This window comes from Streptomyces sp. NPDC047453 (assembly GCF_040643155.1).
Taxonomy (GTDB): Bacteria; Actinomycetota; Actinomycetes; order Streptomycetales; family Streptomycetaceae; genus Streptomyces.
Genome location: NZ_JBEYTS010000020.1, coordinates 1 through 24,324, shown reverse-complemented (window position 1 = coordinate 24,324; position 24,324 = coordinate 1). Strand labels below are relative to the sequence as shown.

Here is a 24,324-nt window from a genome sequence, read left to right as displayed (position 1 = left end):
CTTCGCCCACGATGACGGCGCCGGAGGCGCTGGAGGCGCCGACGTCGGCCTACAGGCAGGCGTCCGGCGCGGCTACGCCGGCACTGGAGCCTGGAGCCTGGAGCCTGGAGCCCGGAGCCCGCCGTGGCTGAGTGGCCCGGCTCCCGGCGCCCGGTGTGGCCGAGCGGTCCGGCTCCCGGCTCCCGCCGTGGGTGAGTGGCCCGGCGGCCGGCGCGGCTATGCCGGCACCGGCTCGCGCCGCGCCGCGACCCTGGCCGCCCGCGAGCCGAGCACCGTGATCGCCACGACGCCCAGGACGGCCAGCAGTCCGACCCCGACCGTTCCCGCCCAGCCCTGCGCGTGGAAGGCCACGGCGCCCACCGTGCTGCCCACGCTGGAGCCGACGTAGTAGGCGGACTGGTAGAGCGCCGAGGCCTGGGCGCGGCCGTGCGTGGCCGTCCGGCTGACCGCCGAGGAGGCGACCGCGTGACCGGCGAAGAAGCCCGCGGTGATCAGGACCAGGCCCAGCAGGACCAGTGCGACCGAGTCCACCAGGGACACCAGCAGACCCGCCGCCGTCGTGGCGCCCGCCAGGTACAGGGCGCCCCGGCGGCCCAGGCGGCCCACCAGCCGCCCCGCCGTCGACGCGGACACCGTGCCCACCAGGTACACCAGGAAGATCGAGCCGACGATGCCCTGCGGCAGGGAGAACGGCGCCTCGGTCAGGCGGTAGCCGATCACCGTGTAGACCCCGCCGAACACCGTCATGAACAGCGCGCCGATCGCGTACAGGCGGCGCAGCAGCGGATCGGAGAGGTGGTCGCGGACCGAGCGCGCCAGCACCCGCGGGCGCAGCGAGCCCGCCCGGAAGTGCCGGGGCGCCGGAAGCAGCAGGCGGAAGGCCACCGCGCAGCCCACCGCGATCACCCCGATCACCCCGACCGCCACCCGCCAGCCCCACTCCTGGGCGACCCAGCCGGTGATGACCCGGCCGCTCATGCCGCCCACGCTGTTGCCGGCCACGAACAGGCCGATCGCCGTGACCAGGGCCCGGGGCCGGACCTCCTCCGCCAGATACGCCTGCGCCGAGGCCGGCAGCCCCGCGAGGGCCGCGCCCTGGAGCGCCCGCAGCACCACCAGCGCGCCCAGCGACGGCGCGAACGGCACCAGCAGCCCGACGACCACCGCGACCGCCAGCGAGGCCGTCATGACCGTACGCCGCCCGAAACGCTCCGACAGCGCGCTCGCCGGGAGCACGAACAGCGCCAGGCCGCCCGTCGCGGCGGCCACCGTCCAGCTCGCGTCGCTCGCCGCCACGTGGAACTCGCCGGAGATCAGCGGCAGCAGGGCCTGCGTGGAGTACAGCAGCGCGAAGGTGGCGACACCCGCGAGGAAGAGGGCGAGGCTCATCCGGCGGTAGCCGGGGCCGCCCGGGGCCATACGGGAGTCGGAGTCGGGGACTGAGGCGACGGCGCCCACGGTGGTGAGCGCCCCGGTATCGGCGGGAGTCATACGGTGACCGTAGAAAGCCCGTACTCATCCGTCCAATGCATGGACTCGGCATAATCGTTCCCATGGTGCATCAGCCGAGGTCGCAGCCGCGTCTGTCACAGACCGGTGACACAGAAGACATCGTCGCGTTGCTCGCGCCCCGCCTGGCGCACTTCGCCGGCGTGGCCCGCACCGAGCACGTCACCCGGGCCGCGCAGGAGATGCAGGTCCCGCAGTCGACGCTCTCGCGGGCCATGGTCCGGCTGGAGCAGGACCTCGGCGTCGACCTCTTCGCCCGCCGGGGCCGCACGGTCTCCCTGACCCCCGCCGGCCGCACGTTCCTCGCCTCCGTGCAACGCGCCCTCGCCGAGATCGAGCGCGCCGCCGAGGAGGTGCGCGCCGACGCCGACCCGGCCACCGGCAAGGTCGCCTTCGGCTTCCTGCACACCATGGGCGCCGAGACCGTGCCCGGCCTCATCCACGCCTTCCGGGCCGACCATCCCCGCGTCCGCTTCAGCCTGGTGCAGAACTACGGCGAGGCCATGCTGGAGGGGCTGCGGGCGGGCGAGCTCGACCTCTGCCTGACGTCCCCCGTGCCGGACGCCCCCGACCTGGTCGCCCGCCGTCTCGACGAGCAGAAGCTGCGCCTGGTCGTCCCCGTCGACCACCGGCTCGCCGCCCGCCGCCGCATCCGCCTGGCCGAGGCCGCCGAGGAGTCCTTCGTGACCCTGGAACCCGGCTACGGCCTGCGCCGCATCACCGACGCCCTGTGCCGGGAGGCCGGCTTCAAGCCGCGCATCGCCTTCGAGGGCGAGGAGGCCGAGACCCTGCGCGGCCTGGTCGCCGCGGGCCTCGGGGTCGCCCTGCTGCCCCCGCCGGCCTTCCCCCGGCCCGGAGTCGTCGAGCTGACGGTGACGGCCCCGCGCGCGGTGCGGGAGATCGGCGTGGCCTGGCTGGAGGGCCACCCGGACACCCCGCCGGTGGCGGCGTTCAAGAAGTTCCTGCTCGCCAAGCGCGGCAGCCTGCTCCCCACCTGACGGCGGGCGGCCCTACCGCCGCAGGGTCTTCCCGAACCCGGCCGCCAGCGGCATCCGCAGGCCCAGCGGCGGCGGAGCCGCCAGCGCGTCCTGCACCGGCCGCGAGAACACCCGCCCGAAGAGGGAGCCCATGACGAAGTCGGTGGTGAGCGCGAGGACTTCGTCCCGGTACTGGCGCAACCCGTGCCTGTCGGCGTGCACTTCGAACCGGCACACGTCCCGGTTCGCCTTCTTCGCCCGCTCTGCGAACCGGAAGGACAGCTCGGGATCGGTCCGTTCGTCGTTCGTGCCGTGCACGATCAGCACCCGGCGCCCGGCGAGCTGCCTGACCGGTTCGGGCGAGGCCGCCATGTCGGCCTCGGGCAGCCAAGGGGCGATGGCCACCACGGAGTTGACGGTCTCGTGCCCGGCGGCGTGCAGCGCGGCCCGGCCGCCCATGTCGAGACCGGCCAGGCAGACCGGCACGTCCCCGTAGCACCGGACGACCTCCTCGACGGCCCAGGCCGCATCGCGGGCCGGATGCGCCTCGGCGCCGTTCCAGCCGCGGTAGCGGTAGTGCACCACGTGCACGGCCAGGCCCTCCTCGCGCCCCGCGCGGGCCAGCCGACGCCCCAGCGTGCGCACCGAGGCGGCCGCCAGCACCGGCGAGGGTCTGCGGGTGGAGACCTCCTGGCCGCCCGGGAGCAGCAGCACCGCTCCGCCCACCGCCGCCGGCTCCGGGCCGAGCGTCCTCCCCAGCCGGGCCGTGCGAACCGGCGTCGCTTGGTGTGCCATCAGATTCCTTTCGAGCGGACCGCCGGCTTCGGCCGGTTGGGGAATCGACTCCGCGATTGTGCTGCGGAGCAGCGTGGCATCCAACCTGGAACATGAGTCACCGTCAAAGGCGCCAGCGCCCAGGCCCGACCCCGAAGCGCCCGGCGCCTTCCTGCCGAACGGCGCCGCCGCGAAGCCCGGGCTCAACCGCAGCATCCTGGACGCGGGCTGGGGGCAGTTCCTGACGATCCTGGCGAACAAGGCTGAAAGTGCCGGTCGCCTCGTGATCGGAGTGGATGCCCGCAACACCTCCCGCACGTGCCCCGCATGCGGGCATGTCGCGAAGGAGAACCGCGTCACCCAGGCGAAGTTCCAGTGCACGGCGTGCGGCTTCACCGCCAACGCTGACCGCGTCGGCGCGACGAACGTCCTCAACAGGGCCGGGCTGGTCCTCTGCGACGTGGCCTAGCCACCGTTGCAGGGAGCCCGCGCGTTCACGCGTGGGTGGAGTCACGACAGAACAGTGTCAGAAGCACCCGTGTACGCCACCCGTCCGGGCGGTCACCGTTACATATCGACGGATGTGTACACGCGATGATCTACGCGCGTAGGAGTTACAGTGCGGAAATGACGAGCCAGACTGCCGACCAGGGGAACACCCCGAGCTCGGACCAGATCCGCCGGGCGCCCAAGGTTCTGCTCCACGACCACCTCGACGGCGGGCTCCGCCCGGGAACCGTCGTCGACCTGGCCCGTACGACGGGCTACTCCCTGCTTCCCGAGACCGACCCGGACAAGCTGGGCCTGTGGTTCCGGGAGGCCGCCGACTCCGGCTCCCTGGAACGGTACTTGGAGACGTTCTCGCACACCGTCGCCGTGATGCAGACCCGCGACGCCCTCGTCCGGGTCGCCCGCGAGTGCGCCGAGGACCTCGCCGAGGACGGCGTCGTCTACGCCGAGGTGCGCTACGCCCCCGAGCAGCACCTGGAGGGCGGGCTGAGCCTGGAGGAGGTCGTCGAGGCCGTCAACGAGGGCTTCCGCGAGGGCGAGCGGACCGCCCTGGAGAACGGTCACCGGATCCGGGTCGGCGTCCTGCTGACCGCGATGCGGCACGCGGCCCGCTCCCTGGAGATCGCCGAACTCGCCAACAGCTACCGGGACTCGGGCGTCGTGGGCTTCGACATCGCCGGCGCGGAGGCCGGCTACCCGCCCACCCGGCACCTGGACGCCTTCGAATACCTGAAGCGGGAGAACAACCACTTCACGATCCACGCCGGCGAGGCCTTCGGGCTGCCGTCCATCTGGCAGGCGCTGCAGTGGTGCGGCGCGGACCGGCTGGGCCACGGGGTGCGCATCATCGACGACATCCAGGTCGGCGAGGACGGCACGGTCGAACTGGGGCGGCTGGCCTCCTACGTCCGCGACAAGCGCATCCCGCTGGAGCTGTGCCCGAGTTCCAACCTGCAGACCGGGGCGGCGCCCTCGTACGCCGAGCATCCGATCGGGCTGCTGCGCCGGCTCCACTTCCGGGCCACGGTCAACACGGACAACCGCCTGATGTCCCACACCAGCATGAGCAGGGAGTTCGAGCAGCTGGTCGAGGCATTCGGATACACGCTCGACGACATGCAGTGGTTCTCCGTCAATGCGATGAAATCAGCATTCATTCCTTTCGATGAACGACTGGCGATGATCAATGACGTGATCAAGCCGGGATTTGCGGCGCTGAAATCCGAATGGCTGTTTCAGCAGACCGCGTCCACCAGGGGTTTCTCGGCTTCGGAAGGCTGATCGGCGGATACGGGAACACATCCGGGGCGCATATTCCGTCCGTATTTCGATGTTTGCGGCGGACGGCTCGGCATGTTTACGGTCGTGGACCGCTCAGTTCCCTGTCTTCCACCCAAGGACGCGTTTTCATGAAGCAGTCTGCCGCCAAGTCCCTCGGTGTCGCCGCTCTCGGGGCCGCCTTCGCCGCCGCCGGCGCGGGCGCCGCGAACGCCGCGCCGGCCGTTCCGGACGCCGGCCAGGCACTCGGCACCGTCAGCAAGGCGCTCCCGACGGAGAACGTCACCAAGTCGCTGCCCGGCGCCGGTCAGGCGCTGAACCAGGCCAAGCCCGCGGTGCAGACGGGTCTCGCGGCCGCGCAGCCGGCCACCCAGGGCCTGCTCCAGAACGGCCCGACCAAGCCGGTCGCCGGTCTGCTCGGCGGACTGCCGGTGCAGGGCCTGCCCACCCACGGCCTGCCGGTGAACGGGCTGCCGCTGGGCTGAGCCGACCGCTCCCCGGACAGCGGTACGGCTGGGGCGCACCTCCTGGTTCCAGGGTGCGCCCCAGCCGTGCCGTCGTTTCAGCGTGTCACCGCGTCGCCGTCTCCGCGTGCGCGGCTTTCACCACGCGCTGCCGGCCGTCTCCTCCGAGGGCAGCAGGATCCACAGCGCGATGTAGACCAGGAACTGCGGGCCCGGCAGCAGGCAGGACAGCAGGAAGATCACGCGCATCGTCGTCGCGGAGGTGCCGAAGCGCCGAGCCAGCGCAGCGCACACTCCGCCGAGCACGCGGCCGTGGGTCGGGCGGGCCAGGGCGGTCATGGTCGACTCCTTCGTGAGCTGTCGGTGCGGGGCCGCCCCGTCGGCTGCCCCGTCCGTCTTCCACGTTACGGAGACGAAGGGGGCAGAGCGTCGCTCCACGGGGCGAGGCCGACCCTGGGAATCGTCGGGGTGCGACCCTGAGGCGGGTCCTCCCGGCGCGGGGCCGGCCGATTCCGGCGCTCCGCCCCGCGGCGGAGGCGGGAGCGGCCCGCGGGTACGACCGCGAGGTGGGCGAGGGCCACGCCCGCGGTGTTCAGCAGGAGTGTGTCGACGTCCACCACCCGGCCCGGTACGCCGGTCTGCAGCAGGGCGATGCCCAGCGAGACCAGGGAGCCCGCGGCGACCGTGCGGAACAGGGACCCGAGTGGAGAGACGCGGAGGCTGCCGTGCGTCATCGGCAGCAGTACGCCCAGCGGCGCGAGCAGTGCCAGTCCCTCGCCGATGCGCCGGGCCGCCTCGGGCCAGCCCAGCGCCAGGTCGGCCCGGATGGTGGCGAGCGGACGCAGATTGGGCGGCGTCACCCAGGGGACGTCCAGCGGACGCAGCGTGAGCCAGGCGACGAGCGCGAGGTGGGCGACGAGGAGGACACCCCCTGTCACGCGGACGTGGATCGCGGCGCTGCCGCGGATGGAGCCTTGACGCTGCACGCCACCCAAGACGCGGCCCCCGGCACGATCGGTTCCGGCCGGACGGCACACTCCATGGTGAGTGCTGCGCCACACTCGCGCGCCGCGCCTGTGTGCCACGGTCCTGTGCCACGCCTTCGCGGCACACCTGTGCGTCATGGCTTTGCGTCGCGCCTGTGTGTCATGGCCCTCTGCCAGGCCTGTGTGCCACGCCCGTGTGCCACGACCCTGTGCGACAACTGTGTGTCACGGCCCAGGGCCAAGCCTGTTGCGCCACGCTGTGTGTCACGGCCCTGTGTCACACCCCCTGCGCCGCGCCCGTGGGCATGGTCATGCTGGGCATCGCCGGGGCGCCGGCCGAGGAGCCCGCCGTGCCCCCCGGCCCGGCGGCGCCGGGCGCCCCGGCCAGCCGACTCTGCCTATGGCCCTGTGTCACGACCGTGCGGCACACCCGTGCGCCGCACGCACCCGCGTGCCGCCTCCGCGTCAGCCCGTGGTCACCGGGGTCGACGGTGGCAGGGTGGTGCCCGGGCGGGAGCGGAGTTCCCCGGTGCACTCGTAGCGGCGCAGCGCCGTGTCGTCCGGGCCGCCGAGGACGACGGAGCCGTCCCCCTCGGCGGCGGCCGAGTCGGACAGCGTGCACACGATCTGTGCGAGGGCGTACGGGGCGAGGCCGGCCGGCGCGCTGCTCAGCCGGAGCGTGTCGGCTGGGTCACGCGGGCGCGGCCCTTCGGCTTTCAGGCCCTCCGGGACGTGCGTGGTGTACCCGGCCGCCTTCTCGCCGGCCGACGGCGGCGCGGCGAGCTGGTCGAGCAGCCCCTGGGCCACGATCACCCGCCGCCGCGCGTCCGCGGTGCCCTCCGGCACCCGTACCGTCCGGTCGACGGTCACCAGCGACGAGCCGCACAACAGGAACACCTGTACGGGCACGCCGCGCGAGGACTGGGTGGTCAAGTCGGGCTGGGACAGCGAGCAGGGCACGCGGGAGGGCGCGCCGCCGAAGTCCGTGGGCACCTCGGTGGGCCGGATCCCGCACCCGGCGAGCAGCAGGCCCAGGGCGGTCAGCGCCGCCGGCAGAAGTCGGCGTGCGTTCATCAGGTGGCCCCCTCCGCGCCGTTCTCCTCGTCCCGCTCGCCCTCGGTGCGCTCCTCGGCGAGCGCGGAGGCGTCCCGCGGCAGCCGCAGCGTGAACACCGCTCCGCCCTCGGGCGAGTTGGCCGCGGTGATGTCGCCGCCGTGGATGTGCGCGTTGTTCAGGGCGATGGACAGCCCCAGGCCGCTGCCCTCGGAGCGCGGCCGGGACGCGCTCGCCTTGTAGAAGCGGTCGAAGACGTGCGGCAGGACGTCCTCGGGGATGCCCGGCCCGTGGTCGCGCACCTGGATGACGATCTCGGCGGGCCGCTCCGCCTCCGCGGCCGACGCGCGCACCGACACCCGCACCGGCGAGCCGCCGTGCTTGAGCGCGTTGCCGATGAGGTTGGCGAGGATGACGTCCAGGCGGCGCGGGTCGAGCCGGGCGTGGATGCCGCGCTCGGCGTCCAGCTCCACGGCGTCCAGCCAGGCGCGGGCGTCGATGCAGGCGGTGATCTGGTCGGCGATGTCGACGTCGTCCAGGACCAGCCGGGCCGTGCCCGCGTCGAAGCGGGTGACCTCCATCAGGTTCTCGACCAGGTCGTTCAGCCGCCGGGTCTCGCTGACGACGAGCCGGACCGCCGGCTCGATCATCGGGTCGAGGCCGCCGCCCTCGGAGTCCAGCTCCTCCTCCAGCACCTCCGTGACGGCGGTGATGGCGGTCAGCGGCGTACGCAGCTCATGGCTCATGTCCGCGACGAAGCGGCGGGAGGCCTCGTCGCGGGCGGCCATGTCGGCGACCCGTTTCTCCAGCGCCTCGGCCGCCTTGTTGAACGTGCGGGACATGTCGGCGAGTTCGTCGGTGCCGGACACCCGCAGCCGGGTGTCGAGCTTGCCCTCGCCGAGCCGGCGCGCGGCGACTCCCAGCCGGTGCACCGGCTTCAGCACCGTCGTGGCGGCGGCCTGGGCGAGGAGAGCGGCACCGATGAGCGCCAGTCCGGTGGCGATGCCCAGGGACCAGGCCAGCGAGTTGAGGTCCTTCGCCTCCGGCTCCAGCGACTTGAGCATGTAGCCGGTCGGGCCGCCGCCGATCACCCGCGTGCCGGCCACCAGGTACGGCGTCCCGTGCATGACGATCCGCTGCCAGTACAGGTGGTAGGGCGCCTTGTTGGCGGAGGAGAGCGGCTGCTGCCTGTTCACCGCGGTGCGCAGCGAGGCGGGCACGTCCTCCAGCGAGAAGCCGTTCAGCCCGCCGGAGTTGCCGTACAGCGTCCTGCCGTTCGCGTCCTGGCCGACCAGCAGCACGCTGAAGCGCTGGCTGCTGCCGGCCATCTGCCCTGCGGTGTGCTGGAGTTGGTCCTGCGTGGTGTGCACCGGCAGCGCGCCCGCGCGGTTCTGCACCTCCTGCTGGAAGTCGCGCAGCGCCGCGTCCTGGGCGCGGGTGAGCACCGCCTCGCGGTTGAGCCAGTACGCGATTCCGGACGCCGACACGGCCGCGGTCAGCGCCACCAGCGCGAAGACCACGACCAGCCGCAGACGCAGACTGCTGAACCGCAGCCGGGACAACGTTCCCCTGCGCCCCGAGGCCCAGCCCCGGGGCTCGTCCCGCTCGTCCGTCACTGAGGCGCGTCCAGGCGGTAGCCGACGCCGCGCACGGTACGGATCAGCGTCGGGGACGAGGGCACGTCCTCCACCTTGGCGCGCAGCCGCTGCACACAGGCGTCCACGAGCCGCGAGTCGCCGAGGTAGTCGTGCTCCCACACCAGCCGCAGCAGCTGCTGCCGGGACAGCGCCTGCCCGGGCCGCCGGCTCAGCTCCAGCAGCAGTCTCAGCTCGGTCGGGGTCAGCTGGAGGTCCTCGCCGTTCTTCGTCACGGTCATCGCCGCCCGGTCGATGACGAGGCTGCCGAAGGTCGCCGAGTCGTTCGCCTCCCGCTCGCCGCGCCGCAGCACGGCCCGGATCCGGGCGTCCAGCACCCGCCCCTGCACGGGTTTGACCACGTAGTCGTCGGCTCCGGACTCCAGTCCGACCACCACGTCGATGTCGTCGCTGCGCGCGGTGAGCAGAATGATCGGCAGTTGGTCCGTGCGCCGGATGCGCCGGCACACCTCGAACCCGTCGATGCCGGGCAGCATCACGTCCAGCACGATCAGGTCCGGCCGCTGCTCGCGCAGCAGCTTCAGACCGTCCTCACCGCTGGCAGCGGTGGCCACCCGGTGTCCCTGGCGCGTCAGTGAGAGCTCCAGGGCCGTTCGGATGGCGTCGTCGTCCTCGATCAGCAACAGGGAAGGCACGGGCCTCATTCTGGCCCATGCGGGGGTGGGGTTTCGACACCTGGAGCGCTCCCGCACATCTCCCACGAATGACGACCGTCACCAGGACCCCTGTACCGACCCCGCCTCGTCGACGGCTGCCTCCCGCCCACCGGCTTGGCGAGGGATCACTACGCGATCACGTCACTGGACTCCGCGCGCGTTCAACCGGATCGCCTCGCCGGACCTTTGTTTCCGCGCGGCAGCCTCCTGAAAGGCCATTGATCACAAATGAAGACAAGTCCCAGTTCTCATCGATTCAAGCTGGACCTGCTCACCGCCGACAGGGTACTGGGCAGCGCAGTTGGATCGGCATGGCGGCGCCTGAGACAGAAGGAGATGTTTGTGCGATTCGCGGTCACTGTTCTTCGTCCGCAGGGGTATCAGCATTGGGAAGCGTTCAAAGAGGTCGCTGAAACCGTGCATTTTGCATTGCTGCGTCTGGGGCATGAAAGTGTACTGACCCACGATCCTCGCCTGCCGGGCCGCAGGCACATCATTTTCGGATCCAACCTTCTGGGGAATTACCCGAACCCGGCGGATGTCCTGCCGGAGAAGTCCATCCTGTATAACTTGGAACAGGTTTCCGCTGGTTCCCGTTGGATCACGCAGGGGCTGCTGGATTTGTTCCGAAAGCACACGGTATGGGACTACAGCGCTCGTAATATCGCCGAACTCGGGCGCTTGGGGGTGGACGAGGTCCAGCATGTCCCCATCGGCTACGGCCCGGAGCTGGAGCGGATGCGGCCAGTGGCGGAGGAGGACATCGACGTGCTGCTCATCGGCTCATTGAACGAACGCCGCATCGCTCCGCTCCGGCACCTCGCTTCGGAGGGGCTCAATGTCGTCGCCCGGTTCGGCCTCTATGGCGAAGCGCGCGATGCTCTGCTGGCCAGAGCGAAGATCGTGTTGAATATTCACTTCCACGAAGCCAAGGTCTTTGAGATTGTGAGGGCTTCCTACCTGTTGGCGAACGGCAGGTTCGTGGTGTCCGAGCGCGGCTGTGACACCGAAGAGGAATCCCGGTTCGATTCAGGTCTGGCCTTCACCGACTACGCGAAAATCGCCGATGCATGTCGCCACTACCTCCAGCGTGCTGATGAGCGACGGGCCCGGGCAGAGGCAGGCAGGGAACTCATGCGCTCGAATCCTGCCACCGATCTTCTGCGTCCCGCTGTCGCCGCCCTGTAGCGGTAGCCGCGGCTCGCCGCGGCACGTGGTGACCCCCACCCCGCTCGCCGTCCCCGACTCCAACGCGGTGTCCAGCCGGGCCGACGCCCCACGCAGCATCTTCTGCAGCGTGTCAGCGAACACCTCGCGCCCACGGGTTCCGGGAGCGCTGTGACAGGTCTGTGACAGTCGGCGGACACGGTCATGAAGTGACCACGGCAATCTTTTCGGCACGGGGCAAGGAAGCAGGACCGAACACCGGAACTCCACGACGGGGGGCGCCAATGAACACACTGCACAGCACCAGCCACAGCGCAGTGGTCACGCGTCTGCACGACGTGGCCCGGTCTCCGGAGAAGTCCGGTGCCGTGAGCGGGCGGGGGTGCGCTCGCGGCACCGGGCGTCAGCACACCGCGTATGCGCAGCAGGGGATACAGCCGCGCATAACGGTGGTTGACGCGCACACGGGGGAAACACACGGGGGAACCGCGTACGGGGAGGGTCCGGGGGAGCACCGCGCGCTGTCGGAGGCCGTAGACGCCGAAGCGGCGTTCACCGCCTACGTCCAGGAGCGCCGCGCCTCCCTGTACGCAACCGCCTACCACCTCACCGGCGACCGTTTCGAGGCCGAGGACCTGCTGCAGAGCGCGCTGTTCTCGACCTACCGGGCGTGGGACCGGATCAGTGACAAGGCGGCCGTCGGCGGATACCTCCGCCGCACCATGACCAACCTGCACATCAGCGCCTGGCGGCGCCGCAAGCTCAACGAGTACCCGACCGAGGAACTGCCGGAGACGCCCGGCGACACGGACGCCATGCGCGGCACCGAGCTGCGCACGGTGCTGTGGCAGGCGCTGGCCCGGCTGCCCGAACTCCAGCGCACCATGCTGGTCCTGCGTTACTACGAGGGCCGTACGGACCCGGAGATCGCGGACATCCTCGGCATCAGCGTCGGCACGGTGAAGTCCAGCATCTGGCGTTCCCTGCGCCGGCTGCGCGAGGACGAGGTCCTCAGCTTCGGCCGTGACCGTGAGGAGTCCTTCGGCGAACTTGTCGCCTGAACCGACCGAAGGGCAGCGGGGAACGGGGGAAACGGGGAAACGGGGGAACGGGGGAACGGGGGAACGGGGGAACGGGGGAACGGGGGAACGGGGGAACCCGGGGGAAGGGGAAAACGGGGGGAACCACGGGGGAGGGAAAAAGACGGGGGAACAACGGGGACTCGGGGAACGGGGGTATCCCTGGGGACACGGGGGAACACGGGGGAGTGTGGGGGAGCACCAAGGGAGCGGGACTGGAGGACCGGGGGGTCTGTCCAGTCCCGCTTTCGCGTGCGCACGCGCGTTGACGCGCGAGAGCCGCCTACGAGGAGAGGGGCGTACGAGGCATGTACGCCCTTGTGCCGTACGCCGGTTACGCGGCCGTCCGTGACTGCGCCTGCCGACCCGCCGCCGCGGCGGCCAGCCGGCCCAGGGCCTCGTCCCGGTCACAGGCGTGGGCGCCCAGCGTGACCTGGCGGGCCACGATCGACCGCTCGGCGCGCATCAGCCGCCAGCCCCGGCGCAGCAGGAACGGGACCGACTTGCGGCCCTCCTTCAGATCCCGCAGGAAGCGCCGCCGGAAGGTCCTGGCCGGTCCGCGGTTCAGGCACAGCGCGTCGGCCAGGACGCCGAGTTCCCGGCAGCGCTCCACGATCTCGGCGGCGAAGATGCCCTCCGCGATGAACAGCGGGGTGCGGCCGATGTGCAGCGTGTCCTCGCCGGTGCGGGCGCTCAGCGAGATGTCGTACACCGGCACGTTCGTGGTGCCCGTCGCGCACAGCCGGCTGATCGCCGCGACCGCGGCGTCCGCGTCCCACGAGCCGGGGTGGTCCCAGTCGATGTCCGAACTCCCCGCCACCAGCGGCAGGGTCGGGTCGCCGGCCTCCTTGTAGAAGTCGTCGAGGCGCAGCACGGGCAGTCCGGAGCGGGCGGCGACCAGGGACTTGCCCGAGCCCGAGGGGCCGCACAGCAGCACGACACGGGCGGGTGACGGGGGATGAAGGCTCACGGAACACCAGTTTGACGCATGGTGGCCCGCCTGCCGACCCCGCGGGTCGGCTTTGGAACGTGGCTTACGTCTCAACTACCCTGTGCGCTGTTTCCGTTACCCACCGCATCCGTAAGGCGGCACCAGCAATGGCTCGACACGCGTCCTCCCACCATTCCACCGCCCGGCGCGTCCTGGTCGCCGTCGCCACCGCCGGGGCCGCCCTGGGCGTGGGCGCGACAACGGCCTCGGCGGACATCCTCCCGGGCGGGGGCGAGGGCCGCCTGCTGGGCTCTCTCGGCAAGGGCGACCCGCAGACGGGTGTGCAGGCACTGACCGGCACGGTCGGCCACACCACCGGTACGGTCACGGCCCTCAAGCCCAACCCGCTCGCGGGCACCGGCGTCGACCCGCTCGACAACGGTGTCGGCACCCAGCTCGCCGACTTCCGGCCGGTCAGCTCGAAGAAGCTCACAGGCCCGGTGGCCCAGGCCCCGTCGGTGGGCGCCGTGCCGGTCGTCGGGCAGCTGCTCGGGTCGGTGCGCTGACACGCGCGCACACGGAGAGCCGCGCCTCCCCCGGACGGAGGGGAGACGCGGCTCTCGTCTGTGCGGGGCGCCGCGGTGCGGTGCCCCGGGCGGCTCAGTACGACGAGCCGGAGGCGCCCAGGGAGCCCGTCGGGTGCCAGACCGTCTTGGTCTCCAGGAAGGCCGTCATGCGGTCGATGCCCGGCGTCGCGGCGTAGTCCACAGGCTGTGGACGAAGGACGCGCTTGAGGTTGTCCGCCGCCGCGACCTCCAGCTCCTTCGCCAGCTCCGCGTCGGCGCCCGCGAGGTCGATCGCGTTGACGTCCTGGTGCGCGGCGAGCGGCGCGGCGATCTCCGCCGTACCGCCGGACAGGACGTTCACGACACCGCCCGGCAGGTCGGAGGTGGCCAGCACCTCGCCGAGGGAGAGCGCGGGGAGCGGGTGCTTCTCGCTCGCGACCACCACCGCCGTGTTGCCCGTCGCGATCACCGGGGCGATCACCGAGACCAGGCCCAGGAACGACGACTCCTGCGGGGCCAGGACGGTCACCACGCCGGTCGGCTCGGGGGAGGAGAGGTTGAAGTACGGGCCCGCGACCGGGTTGCCGCCGCCCACCACCTGGGCGATCTTGTCGGTCCAGCCGGCGTACCAGACCCAGCGGTCGATCGCCGCGTCGACCTGCGCGGCCGCCCTGGCCTTGGACAGGCCCTCCGCCTCGGCGACCTCGCGGACGAACTGCTCGCGGCGGCCCTCCAGCATCTCCGCGACGCGGTAGAGGATCTGGCCCCGGTTGTACGCGGTCGCGCCGGACCACGCGCCGAACGCCTTGCGCGCGGCCACGACCGCGTCACGGGCGTCCTTGCGGGACGACCGCGGTGCGTTCGCCAGCCAGTTGCCCTTGGAGTCGCTCACCTCGTACACCCGGCCGCTCTCGGAACGTGGGAACTTGCCGCCCACGTACAGCTTGTAGGTCTTGAGGACCGAAAGCCGCGGTTCGGTCGTCGCCCCAGACTTCTCGGACTTCTCAGACATCGAGGTACGCCTCCAGGCCGTGCCGGCCGCCCTCGCGGCCGAAGCCCGACTCCTTGTAGCCGCCGAACGGCGAGGTCGGATCGAACTTGTTGAACGTGTTGGACCAGACGACACCGGCGCGCAGCTTGCTCGCCACCGCCAGGATCCGGGAGCCCTTCTCCGTCCAGATGCCGGCCGAGAGCCCGTACGGGGTGTTGTTGGCCTTGGCGACGGCCTCGTCCGGGGTGCGGAAGGTGAGGACGGAGAGCACCGGGCCGAAGATCTCGTCACGGGCGATGGTGTGCGCCTGAGTGACGCCGGTGAACAGCGTCGGGGCGAACCAGTAGCCACTCTCGGGCAGTTCGCAGGCGGGCGACCAGCGCTCGGCGCCCTCCGCCTCGCCCTGGTCGGCGAGCGTGGTGATCCGGGCGAGCTGCTCGGCGGAGTTGATCGCGCCGATGTCGGTGTTCTTGTCGAGCGGATCGCCCAGACGCAGGGTGGAGAGCCTGCGCTTGAGGGAGTCCAGCAGCTCGTCGTGGATCGACTCCTGCACCAGCAGGCGCGAGCCCGCGCAGCAGACCTGGCCCTGGTTGAAGAAGATGCCGTTCACGATGCCCTCGACGGCCTGGTCGATCGGCGCGTCGTCGAAGACGATGTTGGCGCCCTTGCCGCCCAGTTCGAGGGTGAGCTTCTTGTCCGTGCCCGCGACCGTGCGCGCGATCGCCTTGCCGACGGCCGTGGAGCCGGTGAAGGCGACCTTGTTCACGTCCGGGTGCGCCACCAGCGCGGCGCCCGCGTCGCCGTAGCCGGGAAGGATGTTGACGACACCCTTCGGCAGGCCCGCCTGGCGGCAGATGTCCGCGAAGAACAGCGCGGAGAGCGGGGTGGTCTCGGCGGGCTTGAGCACGACCGTGTTGCCGGTCGCCAGCGCCGGGGCGATCTTCCACGCCAGCATCAGCAACGGGAAGTTCCACGGGATGACCTGGCCGGCCACGCCGAGCGGCTTCGGGTTCGGCCCGTAGCCCGCGTGGTCGAGCTTGTCGGCCCAGCCGGCGTAGTAGAAGAAGTACGCGGCCACCAGGGGCAGGTCCGCGTCCCTCGTCTCCCGGATCGGCTTGCCGTTGTCCAGCGTCTCCAGGACCGCCAGCTCACGGCTGCGTTCCTGGATGATGCGGGCGATGCGGAACAGGTACTTGGCGCGCTCGGAGCCGGGCAGCGCCGACCACTTCGTGAAGGCCTTGCGGGCCGCCTTCACCGCGCGGTCCACGTCCGCCTCGCCGGCCTGGGCGACCTCGGACAGCACCTCCTCCGTGCTGGGGGAGACCGTCTTGAAGACCTTGCCGTCGGCGGCCGGGGTGAACTCGCCGTCGACGAAGAGGCCGTAGGACGGCGCGATGTCGACGACCGACCGGGACTCGGGAGCCGGTGCGTATACGAAGGGGGAAAGCGGGTTTTCCGTGTTCATGGGGCTCAGTCCACCGTCACGTAGTCGGGGCCGGAGTAGCGGCCGGTGGCCAGCTTCTGGCGCTGCATCAGCAGGTCGTTCAGGAGCGAGGAGGCGCCGAAGCGGAACCAGTGGTTGTCCAGCCAGTCCCCGCCGGCGGTCTCGTTGACCAGGACCAGGAACTTGATCGCGTCCTTGGAGGTGCGGATGCCGCCGGCCGGCTTCACGCCCACCTGCACGCCGGTCTGCGCCCGGAAGTCACGGACGGCCTCCAGCATGAGCAGCGTGTTGGCCGGGGTGGCGTTGACGGCGACCTTGCCGGTGGAGGTCTTGATGAAGTCGGCGCCCGCCAGCATGCCGAGCCAGCTCGCGCGGCGGATGTTGTCGTACGTCGACAGCTCGCCGGTCTCGAAGATGACCTTCAGACGGGCGGAGGTCCCGCAGGCCTCCTTGACCGCGGCGATCTCGTCGTACACCTTGAGGTACTTGCCGGCGAGGAACGCCCCGCGGTCGATGACCATGTCGATCTCGTCGGCGCCCGCGGCGACCGCCGCGCGCACGTCCGCCAGCTTGATGTCCAGCGGCGCCCGGCCGGCCGGGAAGGCGGTGGCGACCGAGGCGACCTTCACGGCCGAGCCGGCCACGGCCTCCTTCGCGGTGGCCACCATGTCGGGGTACACGCAGACCGCGGCCGTGGCGGGGGCCGTACGGTCCGTCGGGTCGGGGTGGACCGCCTTGGCGCCGAGCGCCCGGACCTTGCCCGGGGTGTCCGCGCCTTCCAGCGTCGTCAGGTCGACCATCGAGATGGCGAGGTCGATCGCGTACGCCTTCGCGGTGGTCTTGATGGAACGGGTGCCGAGCGAGGCGGCGCGCGCCTCCAGGCCGACCGCGTCGACGCCGGGCAGCCCGTGCAGGAAGCGGCGCAGCGTGCTGTCGGACGCGGTGACGTCAGCGAGAGGGGGTGCAGTGGTGGGCATGGTCACCAGGCGAGCATATCTACGCGCGTAGCGGCTGTACACCCCCGGGGCTCATCTTGTGGCCCGGCCGATATCCGCACGGTACCCGTCCCGTGCTCCGGCACCGCGGATGAGGCCGCCCGCCGACGTCGGGCACAATCGGGGCCATGACGACGCCCGAGCACGAACCCCCCGCGCCGCAGCCCTCCGCCTCCGCGTACGAGGACCGGGTCCACCGGTCGTCCGCAGGCATCGCGGGCGGTGTCCTGCTGCTCGCCATCATCCTGTGGCTGGGCATCGACGCGCTGGTCGCGGGCGAGGGCCGCACCCCGTGGCTGGCGCTCGCCGGGATGATCCTCGCGGTGCCGCTGGTGGTCGCCTTCACCCTGCGGCCCGCCGTGTACGTCAACGCCGACCGGCTGCGCGTCCGCAACCCCTTCCGCGTGATCGTGCTGCCCTGGGGCCAGGTCTCCGGGCTGCGCTCCGGCTACTCGAACGAGGTGCTGGACCGGTCCGGCACCAAGTACCAGCTGTGGGCGGTGCCCGTCTCGCTGCGGGGGCGCAAGCGGGCCGCCCGCCAGGAGGCGCGGGCCGCCGCCACGGGCGAGCGCGTCGCGGGGACGGGCCGGTCCGGCGGACGCGGCGGCGGCGTCCTCGGGTTCGGCGGGCCGGGCGCCGGCGGCGACGGGCCGATCCGCGCGGCGGGCGACCAGTTCATGGACGATCTGCGCGAGCTGCGGGACACCCGGGAGAACGCCGAGGCGGCCCAGGGCGAGGTGACGGTCCGCTGGGCGTACGAGATCGTGGGCCCGGCGCTGGCCGGCGCGGTGGTGCTGGCGATCCTGATCGCGCTGGGCTGACGCGCGCGGGCGGTACGCCGGTACGCCGGCAGGTCGCCCGGCGGCGTGTCCGTGCGTCCGCAGGCCGGGCTGCCTGAGCCGGAACGGGTGCCCCTCCACCGGAGGGGCACCCGTTCCGTTTCGCCGCGGGCCGGGCCGCGGGTCAGATGCCCGCCGCCTCCGACAGGTCCCGCTTGATCGACGCCAGCAGGGCGTCGGCCTTGCCGCGGGCCGCCGGGAGGTCGGCGTGGGTGCCGACCGGGATCACGACCTCCAGGTAGCACTTCAGCTTCGGCTCCGTGCCGCTGGGGCGGACGATGACGCGGGCGCCGTCGAGGGTGTAGCGCAGGCCGTCCGTGGGCGGCAGCCGGTCCGTGCCCCGGGTGAGGTCCTCGGAACGGGTGACCGGCAGGCCCGCGAGCGCGGTCGGGGGCTGCTCGCGCAGGCGCCGCATCGCGTCGGCGATCAGCGAGAGGTCCTTGACGCGGACCGAGAGCTGGTCGGTGGCGTGCAGGCCGTGCTCGACGGCGAGGTCGTCCAGGAGGTCCAGCAGGGTGCGGCCCTCCTCCTTGAGCCGGGACGCCAGTTCGGTGATCAGGAGGGCGGCGGTGATGCCGTCCTTGTCACGTACGCCGTCGGGGTCGACGCAGTAGCCGAGGGCCTCCTCGTAGCCGTAGCGCAGACCCTCCACGCGGGCGATCCACTTGAAGCCGGTGAGCGTCTCCTCATGGGGCAGGCCCGCCTTCCCGGCGATGCGCCCGAGGAGGGAGGAGGAGACGATCGACTCCGCGAAGGTGCCGGTCACGCCGCGGGAGACCAGGTGGGCGGCGAGCAGGGCGCCCACCTCGTCGCCGCGCAGCATGCGCCAGTCGGTGCCGTGCCCGACGGCCACCGCGCAGCGGTCGGCGTCGGGGTCGTTGGCGATGATCAGGTCGGGCTCGGTCGCGCGGGCCCGGGCGAACGCCAGGTCCATCGCGCCGGGCTCCTCCGGGTTGGGGAACGCGACGGTCGGGAAGTCCGGGTCCGGCTCGGCCTGCTCGGCGACCAGCTCCGGGGCCGGGAAGCCGGCCCGGGCGAACGCGGCGAGGAGGGTGTCCTTGCCGACGCCGTGCATCGCCGTGTAGACGGTGCGGGCCGTGCGCGGCGAGCCGGGGGCGAGGACCGCGTTCGTACGGGCCAGGTAGGCCTCCAGGACGGAGTCGTCGAGGATGTCCCAGCCGGAGTCCGGGCGGGGCACCGCGGTGAGCGTGGTGATCGCGTCGATCTCGGCGGCGATTCCGGCGTCCGCCGGGGGCACGATCTGGGAGCCGTCGCCCAGGTAGACCTTGTAGCCGTTGTCGCGGGGCGGGTTGTGGCTGGCGGTGACCTCCACACCGGCGACCGCGCCGAGGTGCCTGATGGCGAAGGCGAGGACCGGGGTGGGGAGGGGGCGGGGCAGCACGGCGGCGCGCAGTCCGGCGCCGGTCATGACGGCGGCGGTGTCGCGGGCGAAGTCGGCGGACTTGTGCCGGGCGTCGTAGCCGATGACGACGAGGCCGGCGTTCTCGTCCCCGTGGGCGGTCCCGTTCTTCTTCAGGTACGCGGCGAGGCCGGCGGCGGCGCGGATGACGACGGAGCGGTTCATGCGCATGGGCCCGGCGCCGAGTTCGCCGCGCAGGCCGGCAGTGCCGAACTGGAGTGTGCCGGCGAAGCGGGCGGCCAGCTCCGCGGTGCTCTCGGCGCTCTCGGTGGACTCGGTGTTCGCGGCTTCGAGGAGCCGGGCGAGTTCGTCACGGGTGTCGGCGTCGGGGTCCTCGGCCAGCCACGCCTGGGCTCGTGCGATGAGGTCGTCGTGCACGTTGGGGTCAGCCTCTCGTGAGTTTGTCGGCCTGGGCCGTCTGCCTCCGGCGGGTGGGCGCCGGGGCACCTGGAATGCGTTGGGGGCGGAGCCGTGGGGCGCGTCCGGCCGTCGCGCGCGAGCGTACTGCCCGGGGTTTCGGGGCCGCGCCGGGCGGAGACCGCCGGGCGGAGACGAAGTGTGCGGCAGAGGCCGCGGCGCACCCCACGGCCCCTTCCGCGGTCCGGCGGCTCTCCCTTCGTGGGTGCCGCCGGCCGTTCGGCGTGCCGCGGGGCGGCGGGGTCTACAGGCGGCCCAGCACCTGGGTCAGCAGGGAGCCCATCCGGGTGGCGCTGTCGCGGCCCGCCTGGAGGACCTCCTCGTGGTTGAGGGGCTCGCCGGTCATGCCCGCGGCGAGGTTGGTCACCAGAGAGATGCCGAGGACCTCCGCGCCCGCCTCGCGGGCGGCGATCGCCTCCAGGACGGTGGACATGCCGACCAGGTCCGCGCCGATGGTGCGGGCCATGCGGATCTCCGCCGGCGTCTCGTAGTGCGGGCCGGGGAACTGCGCGTAGACGCCTTCCTCGAGGGTGGGGTCGACCTCCTTGCACAGGGCGCGCAGGCGCGGCGAGTACAGGTCGGTGAGGTCGACGAAGTTGGCGCCGACGATCGGCGAGGTGGCCGTCAGGTTGAGGTGGTCGCTGATCAGCACCGGCTGGCCGGGGCGCATGCCCTCGCGCAGGCCGCCGCAGCCGTTGGTGAGCACGATCGTCTTGCAGCCGGCCGAGACGGCGGTGCGCACGCCGTGGGCCACGGCGGCCACGCCCCGGCCCTCGTAGTAGTGGGTGCGGCCCAGGAAGACCAGCGCGCGTCGGTCCCCGATGCCGTACGAGCGGATCTTGCCGCCGTGGCCCTCCACCGCCGGCGGCGGGAATCCGGGCAGCTCGGTGACCTGGAACTCGGCGTCGGGGGTGCCCAGGGCGTCGACGGCCGGTGCCCAGCCGGACCCCATCACGAGGGCGACGTCGTGGGACTCGGCACCCGTGAGTTCGCGCAGGCGCGCGGCGGCGGCGTCGGCGGCGGCGTACGGGTCGCCCTGGATGTCGTCCGGAAGAAGAGATGCGTTCACGCGGATGAGCGTAGCCGGTATTCGCCTACGCGCGTAGATGTCAGTGGTCACGGCAATGCGATCGTTGTCTTGTCGTTTCCGGCGAGGGGTGGTGCCGGGGGCCCGCTCAGGCCTTCGTTCAGGCCTTCACGAGCCCCGCGCCGCTCAGCACGGCCGCTTCCGCAGCTCCATCACATAGTCGTGGGGTGCCCCCGCCGACTCCGCCGCGTCCGCGATCTCGCCGAGGTAGCGGGCGGAGGGGAGACCGCCCTCGTAGGCGTTGAGGACGTAGACCCAGGCCCGTTCCTCGCCGTCCAGGGTGTGGACGCGCACGCGTGCGCGCCGGTAGACGTCCATGCCCACACCCACCCAGCGGTCGAGAGCGTCCTCGTCCATCGGGGCGATGTCGTACAGGGCCACGAAGACCTGGGAGATCGGATCCTCGACCAGGGTCGCCAGCGCGCCCTCCCAGCTCACCTGCTCGCCGCCGAAGGTCAGCCGCCAGCCGTTCAGCCAGCCCGTGGCACGCAACGGCGAGTGCGGGGCGCGGCGGGACATCAGCCGCGCGTCGAGATTGCCGGCGTATGCGGCATAGAGCGACATGCGTCGAGCGTACGTCAGCGCGCACCCGCCTCACGGGTCCCAGGCGCAACGGGAGAGCACGGCGCCGACGCCCCCGGGGCCGTAGCACCTTGAACGGTGCGGGACAATGGAGTACGTGACTCGGATCGTGATCATCGGTGGTGGACCCGGCGGCTACGAAGCGGCGCTGGTGGCGGCGCAGCTCGGCGCGGAGGTGACCGTCGTCGACTGCGACGGTCTGGGCGGAGCGTCGGTGCTGACCGACTGCGTGCCGTCGAAGACCCTTATCGCTACGGCCGAGGTGATGACCACCTTCGACTCCTCGTACGAGGAACTGGGGATCACCGTCGCCGACACCCCCTCCGACGGCGGCCCCGCCCAGGACCTCCCGGCGGACCAGGTGGTGGGCGTCGACCTGGGGAAGGTCAACCGCCGGGTGAAGCGGCTGGCGCTCGCCCAGTCACACGACATCACCGCCTCCGTGACGCGGGCCGGCGCCCGGGTCGTGCGCGGGCACGGCCGGCTGGAGGGCATGCAGGCGCTCGACGGGTCGCGCACGGTCGTCGTCAGGGCGGCCGACGGGAGCGAGGAGCGGCTCACCGCGGACGCCGTGCTGATCGCGACCGGCGGCCACCCGCGCGAGCTGCCCGACGCCCAGCCGGACGGCGAGCGCATCCTCAACTGGACCCAGGTCTACGACCTCACCGAGCTGCCCGAGGAGCTCATCGTGGTCGGCTCGGGTGTCACCGGTGCCGAGTTCGCCGGCGCCTACCAGGCACTCGGCTCGAAGGTCACGCTGGTGTCCTCCCGCGACCGCGTGCTGCCGGGTGAGGACCCGGACGCGGCCGGCGTCCTGGAGGACGTCTTCCGCCGCCGCGGCATGAACGTCATGGCGCGCTCGCGGGCCGCCGCGGCCAAGCGGGTCGGGGACCGCGTGGAGGTGACGCTGGCGGACGGCCGGGTCATCACGGGCAGCCACTGCCTGATGGCCGTCGGCGCCATCCCCAACAGCGCCGGGCTCGGCCTGGAGGAGGCCGGCGTCAAACTGCGCGAGTCCGGTCACATCTGGACCGACAAGGTGTCGAGGACGACGGCTCCGGGCGTGTACGCGGCCGGCGACGTGACCGGAGTCTTCGCGCTGGCGTCGGTGGCGGCGATGCAGGGACGTATCGCGATGTACCACTTCCTCGGCGACGCGGTGGCCCCGCTGAACCTGAAGACGGTCTCCTCCAACGTCTTCACCGACCCCGAGATCGCCACCGTCGGCTACAGCCAGGCCGACGTCGACGCCGGCAAGATCGACGCCCGCTGCGTGAAGCTGCCGCTGCTGCGCAACCCGCGCGCCAAGATGCAGGGCATCCGCGACGGGTTCGTCAAGATCTTCTGCCGTCCGGGCACGGGCATCGTGGTCGGCGGCGTGGTCGTCGCGCCGCGCGCCTCGGAACTGATCCATCCCATCTCGATCGCCGTCGACAACAATCTGACGGTCGAACAGATCGCGAACGCCTTCACCGTGTACCCCTCGCTGTCGGGGTCGATCGCAGAGGTGGCACGGCAGTTGCACACGCGCAAGGCGACGGCCGAGGCGTAGGCGGGTCCGGCGTCCGGGCCGACTCCCCACCGGTCACGGGGAGTTGCGGACCATGCCGGTGGCACGGGCGAGGGGGCCAGGCTCTATACCACCTCGCACCCTGCCCTGCGAACAACTTCTGCTATTCGGCGCAAACTGCTGAAAGCAGACGGTCGCTGGGGTTACTGTCAGTTTCGTGTTCGCTGCTGAACGTCGCCAATTGATCCTCGAAATGGTGCGAGCGAACGGTGCCGTGTCGCTCCGTGAACTCGCCCGCGTCGTCCAGACCTCCGAAGTGACCGTACGGCGGGACGTGCGGGCGCTGGAGGCCGAAGGACTCCTCGACCGCCGGCACGGCGGTGCGGTACTCCCGGGTGGGTTCACCCGGGAGTCCGGCTTCCCGCAGAAGTCGCATCTCGCGACCGCGGAGAAGACGGCCATCGCCGACCTCGCCGCGAGCCTCGTCGAAGAGGGCGAGGCGATCGTCGTGGGCGCGGGTACCACCACTCAGGAGCTGGCCCGCCGGCTCGCCCGGGTGCCCGGCCTGACCGTCGTCACCAACTCCCTCCTGGTCGCCCAGGCGTTGGCCCATGCCAACCGCGTGGAGGTCGTGATGACCGGCGGCACGCTGCGCGGCTCCAACTACGCGCTCGTCGGGTCGGGGGCGGAGCAGTCGCTGCACGGGCTGCGGGTGTCCAAGGCCTTCCTGTCGGGGAGCGGGCTGACGGCCGAACGGGGCCTGTCCACCTCCAACATGCTGTCGGCGTCCGTCGACCGGGCCCTGGTGCAGGCCGCCGCGGAGGTGGTGGTCCTCGCCGACCACACCAAGCTCGGTACGGACACGATGTTCCAGACCGTCCCGACCGATCTCATCACCCGCCTGGTGACGGACGAGCCCCCGGGACACGACGACCGCGCGGCCACCGAGCTCCAGGCCCTCGCCGACCAGGGCGTCCAGATCGCCGTGGCCGGCGCGACGGGAAACCCGGTGGCGGACCAGCCCCCGCCCCGCGACCGTCGCCGTGAGGTCCCGCTCCCGGGCCCCCGCCGCAACCAGCCGCCGAGCGCGAACCTCCGCCCGGCATCCCTGGGCGGGGAACAGCCGAACGGCACCGAACGCCCGGCCGCGCGGGTGGCGGACCTCCGGAGGCGATGAGGGGCGTCGAACCGCCCTCGGGACCTCAGGACCGCCCTCGGGAGAGACTTCCGACCGTCCTGCGTAAAGACTTCCGACCGCCCTACGGAAAGCACGGCGCCCGGCGGGCCGCTCTCGCGGCTCGCCGGGCGCCTGTGCGTGTGGTGCGGGTGCTCCGGAGGATCAGTCCTTGATCTCGCAGATGACGGCGCCGGAGGTGATGGAGGCGCCGACGTCGGCCGACAGGCCCTTGATGGTGCCGCTGCGGTGGGCGTTGA

At 72.0% G+C, this 24,324-nt stretch carries 23 protein-coding genes and 1 pseudogene; 10 read left to right on the top strand and 14 right to left on the bottom strand.

Annotation, left to right across the window (positions count from 1 at the left end; genetic code table 11):
• Positions 1 to 216: 216 nt before the first annotated feature.
• The gene (locus tag ABZ818_RS19400; protein WP_361415851.1) at positions 217 to 1,491 is read right to left on the bottom strand and encodes an MFS transporter; all 1,275 of its coding nucleotides are present in this window, start codon (positions 1,489 to 1,491) and stop codon (positions 217 to 219) included.
• Between the two features lie 62 nt (positions 1,492 to 1,553).
• On the opposite strand from ABZ818_RS19400, the gene ABZ818_RS19395 reads away from it, so the two are divergent.
• Positions 1,554 to 2,507 carry a LysR substrate-binding domain-containing protein gene (locus ABZ818_RS19395; RefSeq protein ID WP_361415849.1) on the top strand — a complete coding sequence of 318 codons (954 nt, stop codon included), beginning with the start codon at positions 1,554 to 1,556 and terminating at the stop codon, positions 2,505 to 2,507.
• A 12-nt stretch (positions 2,508 to 2,519) separates the two neighbouring features.
• Here ABZ818_RS19395 and ABZ818_RS19390 read toward each other — a convergent pair whose 3' ends face one another.
• Positions 2,520 to 3,281, bottom strand: coding sequence for an alpha/beta hydrolase (locus ABZ818_RS19390; protein ID WP_361415847.1), 762 nt, complete (start codon positions 3,279 to 3,281; stop codon positions 2,520 to 2,522).
• A gap of 103 nt (positions 3,282 to 3,384) precedes the next feature.
• On the opposite strand from ABZ818_RS19390, the pseudogene ABZ818_RS19385 reads away from it, so the two are divergent.
• The 3 genes and pseudogenes from ABZ818_RS19385 to ABZ818_RS19375 all read left to right on the top strand — a co-directional run.
• Positions 3,385 to 3,729: pseudogene (locus tag ABZ818_RS19385) on the top strand (transposase); the annotation flags it as partial.
• Between the two features lie 158 nt (positions 3,730 to 3,887).
• Positions 3,888 to 5,051 (top strand): adenosine deaminase, encoded by a 1,164-nt coding sequence (locus ABZ818_RS19380; protein ID WP_361415845.1) that lies wholly within the window; start codon positions 3,888 to 3,890, stop codon positions 5,049 to 5,051.
• Positions 5,052 to 5,179: 128 nt separating this feature from the next.
• Positions 5,180 to 5,533, top strand: coding sequence for an ATP-binding protein (locus ABZ818_RS19375; protein WP_361415843.1), 354 nt, complete (start codon positions 5,180 to 5,182; stop codon positions 5,531 to 5,533).
• Positions 5,534 to 5,650: 117 nt separating this feature from the next.
• On the opposite strand, the gene ABZ818_RS19370 is transcribed toward ABZ818_RS19375, so the two are convergent.
• The 5 genes from ABZ818_RS19370 to afsQ1 form a co-directional block, all read right to left on the bottom strand.
• Positions 5,651 to 5,851, bottom strand: a complete 201-nt coding sequence (locus ABZ818_RS19370) for a PspC domain-containing protein (RefSeq protein ID WP_141359063.1) — start codon at positions 5,849 to 5,851, stop codon at positions 5,651 to 5,653.
• Positions 5,852 to 5,916: 65 nt separating this feature from the next.
• The gene (locus ABZ818_RS19365; RefSeq protein WP_361415842.1) at positions 5,917 to 6,498 is read right to left on the bottom strand and encodes a VanZ family protein; all 582 of its coding nucleotides are present in this window, start codon (positions 6,496 to 6,498) and stop codon (positions 5,917 to 5,919) included.
• A gap of 465 nt (positions 6,499 to 6,963) precedes the next feature.
• On the bottom strand, positions 6,964 to 7,572 hold the full coding sequence (locus ABZ818_RS19360; RefSeq protein ID WP_361415840.1) for a hypothetical protein: 609 nt from the start codon (positions 7,570 to 7,572) through the stop codon (positions 6,964 to 6,966).
• On the bottom strand, positions 7,572 to 9,167 hold the full coding sequence (locus ABZ818_RS19355; protein ID WP_361415838.1) for a HAMP domain-containing sensor histidine kinase: 1,596 nt from the start codon (positions 9,165 to 9,167) through the stop codon (positions 7,572 to 7,574). Before ABZ818_RS19355 ends, ABZ818_RS19360 begins: the two co-directional genes overlap by 1 nt.
• A complete protein-coding gene (afsQ1, locus tag ABZ818_RS19350) occupies positions 9,164 to 9,841 on the bottom strand; it encodes a two-component system response regulator AfsQ1 (RefSeq protein ID WP_037868090.1) in 678 nt (225 codons plus the stop codon). Before afsQ1 ends, ABZ818_RS19355 begins: the two co-directional genes overlap by 4 nt.
• Positions 9,842 to 10,204: 363 nt before the next feature.
• Here afsQ1 and ABZ818_RS19345 point away from each other — a divergent pair, with 363 nt between their 5' ends.
• Both ABZ818_RS19345 and ABZ818_RS19340 read left to right on the top strand, forming a co-directional pair.
• Complete coding sequence (locus ABZ818_RS19345) at positions 10,205 to 11,050, top strand: hypothetical protein (RefSeq protein WP_361415836.1); 846 nt, start codon at positions 10,205 to 10,207, stop codon at positions 11,048 to 11,050.
• A gap of 263 nt (positions 11,051 to 11,313) precedes the next feature.
• Complete coding sequence (locus ABZ818_RS19340) at positions 11,314 to 12,090, top strand: SigE family RNA polymerase sigma factor (protein ID WP_361415834.1); 777 nt, start codon at positions 11,314 to 11,316, stop codon at positions 12,088 to 12,090.
• Positions 12,091 to 12,442: 352 nt separating this feature from the next.
• On the opposite strand, the gene ABZ818_RS19335 is transcribed toward ABZ818_RS19340, so the two are convergent.
• Positions 12,443 to 13,078 (bottom strand): uridine kinase, encoded by a 636-nt coding sequence (locus ABZ818_RS19335; protein WP_361415832.1) that lies wholly within the window; start codon positions 13,076 to 13,078, stop codon positions 12,443 to 12,445.
• Positions 13,079 to 13,206: 128 nt separating this feature from the next.
• Here ABZ818_RS19335 and ABZ818_RS19330 point away from each other — a divergent pair, with 128 nt between their 5' ends.
• Positions 13,207 to 13,605, top strand: a complete 399-nt coding sequence (locus tag ABZ818_RS19330; protein ID WP_361415830.1) for a hypothetical protein — start codon at positions 13,207 to 13,209, stop codon at positions 13,603 to 13,605.
• 94 nt (positions 13,606 to 13,699) lie between these two features.
• Here the strand turns inward: ABZ818_RS19330 and ABZ818_RS19325 are convergent, their stop codons facing one another.
• Genes ABZ818_RS19325 through deoC form a run of 3 tightly spaced genes read right to left on the bottom strand, consistent with a single transcriptional unit; the run spans position 13,700 to position 17,017 of the window.
• Entirely contained in the window at positions 13,700 to 14,617 is a 918-nt protein-coding gene (locus ABZ818_RS19325) for an aldehyde dehydrogenase family protein (protein WP_361415828.1), read from the bottom strand.
• Positions 14,610 to 16,061, bottom strand: coding sequence for an aldehyde dehydrogenase family protein (locus ABZ818_RS19320; RefSeq protein ID WP_361415826.1), 1,452 nt, complete (start codon positions 16,059 to 16,061; stop codon positions 14,610 to 14,612). Before ABZ818_RS19320 ends, ABZ818_RS19325 begins: the two co-directional genes overlap by 8 nt.
• 5 nt (positions 16,062 to 16,066) lie before the next feature.
• Positions 16,067 to 17,017, bottom strand: coding sequence for a deoxyribose-phosphate aldolase (gene deoC / locus ABZ818_RS19315; protein WP_361416014.1), 951 nt, complete (start codon positions 17,015 to 17,017; stop codon positions 16,067 to 16,069).
• A 146-nt stretch (positions 17,018 to 17,163) separates the two neighbouring features.
• On the opposite strand from deoC, the gene ABZ818_RS19310 reads away from it, so the two are divergent.
• Positions 17,164 to 17,856: a PH domain-containing protein gene (locus ABZ818_RS19310; RefSeq protein WP_361415824.1), complete on the top strand. Its 693-nt coding sequence runs from the start codon at positions 17,164 to 17,166 to the stop codon at positions 17,854 to 17,856.
• Positions 17,857 to 17,998: 142 nt separating this feature from the next.
• On the opposite strand, the gene ABZ818_RS19305 is transcribed toward ABZ818_RS19310, so the two are convergent.
• The 3 genes from ABZ818_RS19305 to ABZ818_RS19295 form a co-directional block, all read right to left on the bottom strand.
• Entirely contained in the window at positions 17,999 to 19,672 is a 1,674-nt protein-coding gene (locus ABZ818_RS19305) for a phospho-sugar mutase (RefSeq protein ID WP_361415822.1), read from the bottom strand.
• Between the two features lie 283 nt (positions 19,673 to 19,955).
• Positions 19,956 to 20,780, bottom strand: a complete 825-nt coding sequence (locus tag ABZ818_RS19300; protein ID WP_361415820.1) for a purine-nucleoside phosphorylase — start codon at positions 20,778 to 20,780, stop codon at positions 19,956 to 19,958.
• A gap of 144 nt (positions 20,781 to 20,924) precedes the next feature.
• On the bottom strand, positions 20,925 to 21,362 hold the full coding sequence (locus ABZ818_RS19295) for a gamma-glutamylcyclotransferase (protein ID WP_361415818.1): 438 nt from the start codon (positions 21,360 to 21,362) through the stop codon (positions 20,925 to 20,927).
• Positions 21,363 to 21,468: 106 nt separating this feature from the next.
• On the opposite strand from ABZ818_RS19295, the gene ABZ818_RS19290 reads away from it, so the two are divergent.
• Positions 21,469 to 22,932, top strand: coding sequence for an NAD(P)H-quinone dehydrogenase (locus tag ABZ818_RS19290; protein WP_361415816.1), 1,464 nt, complete (start codon positions 21,469 to 21,471; stop codon positions 22,930 to 22,932).
• Positions 22,933 to 23,107: 175 nt separating this feature from the next.
• On the top strand, positions 23,108 to 24,067 hold the full coding sequence (locus tag ABZ818_RS19285) for a DeoR/GlpR family DNA-binding transcription regulator (protein ID WP_361415814.1): 960 nt from the start codon (positions 23,108 to 23,110) through the stop codon (positions 24,065 to 24,067).
• Positions 24,068 to 24,324 lie beyond the last annotated feature (257 nt).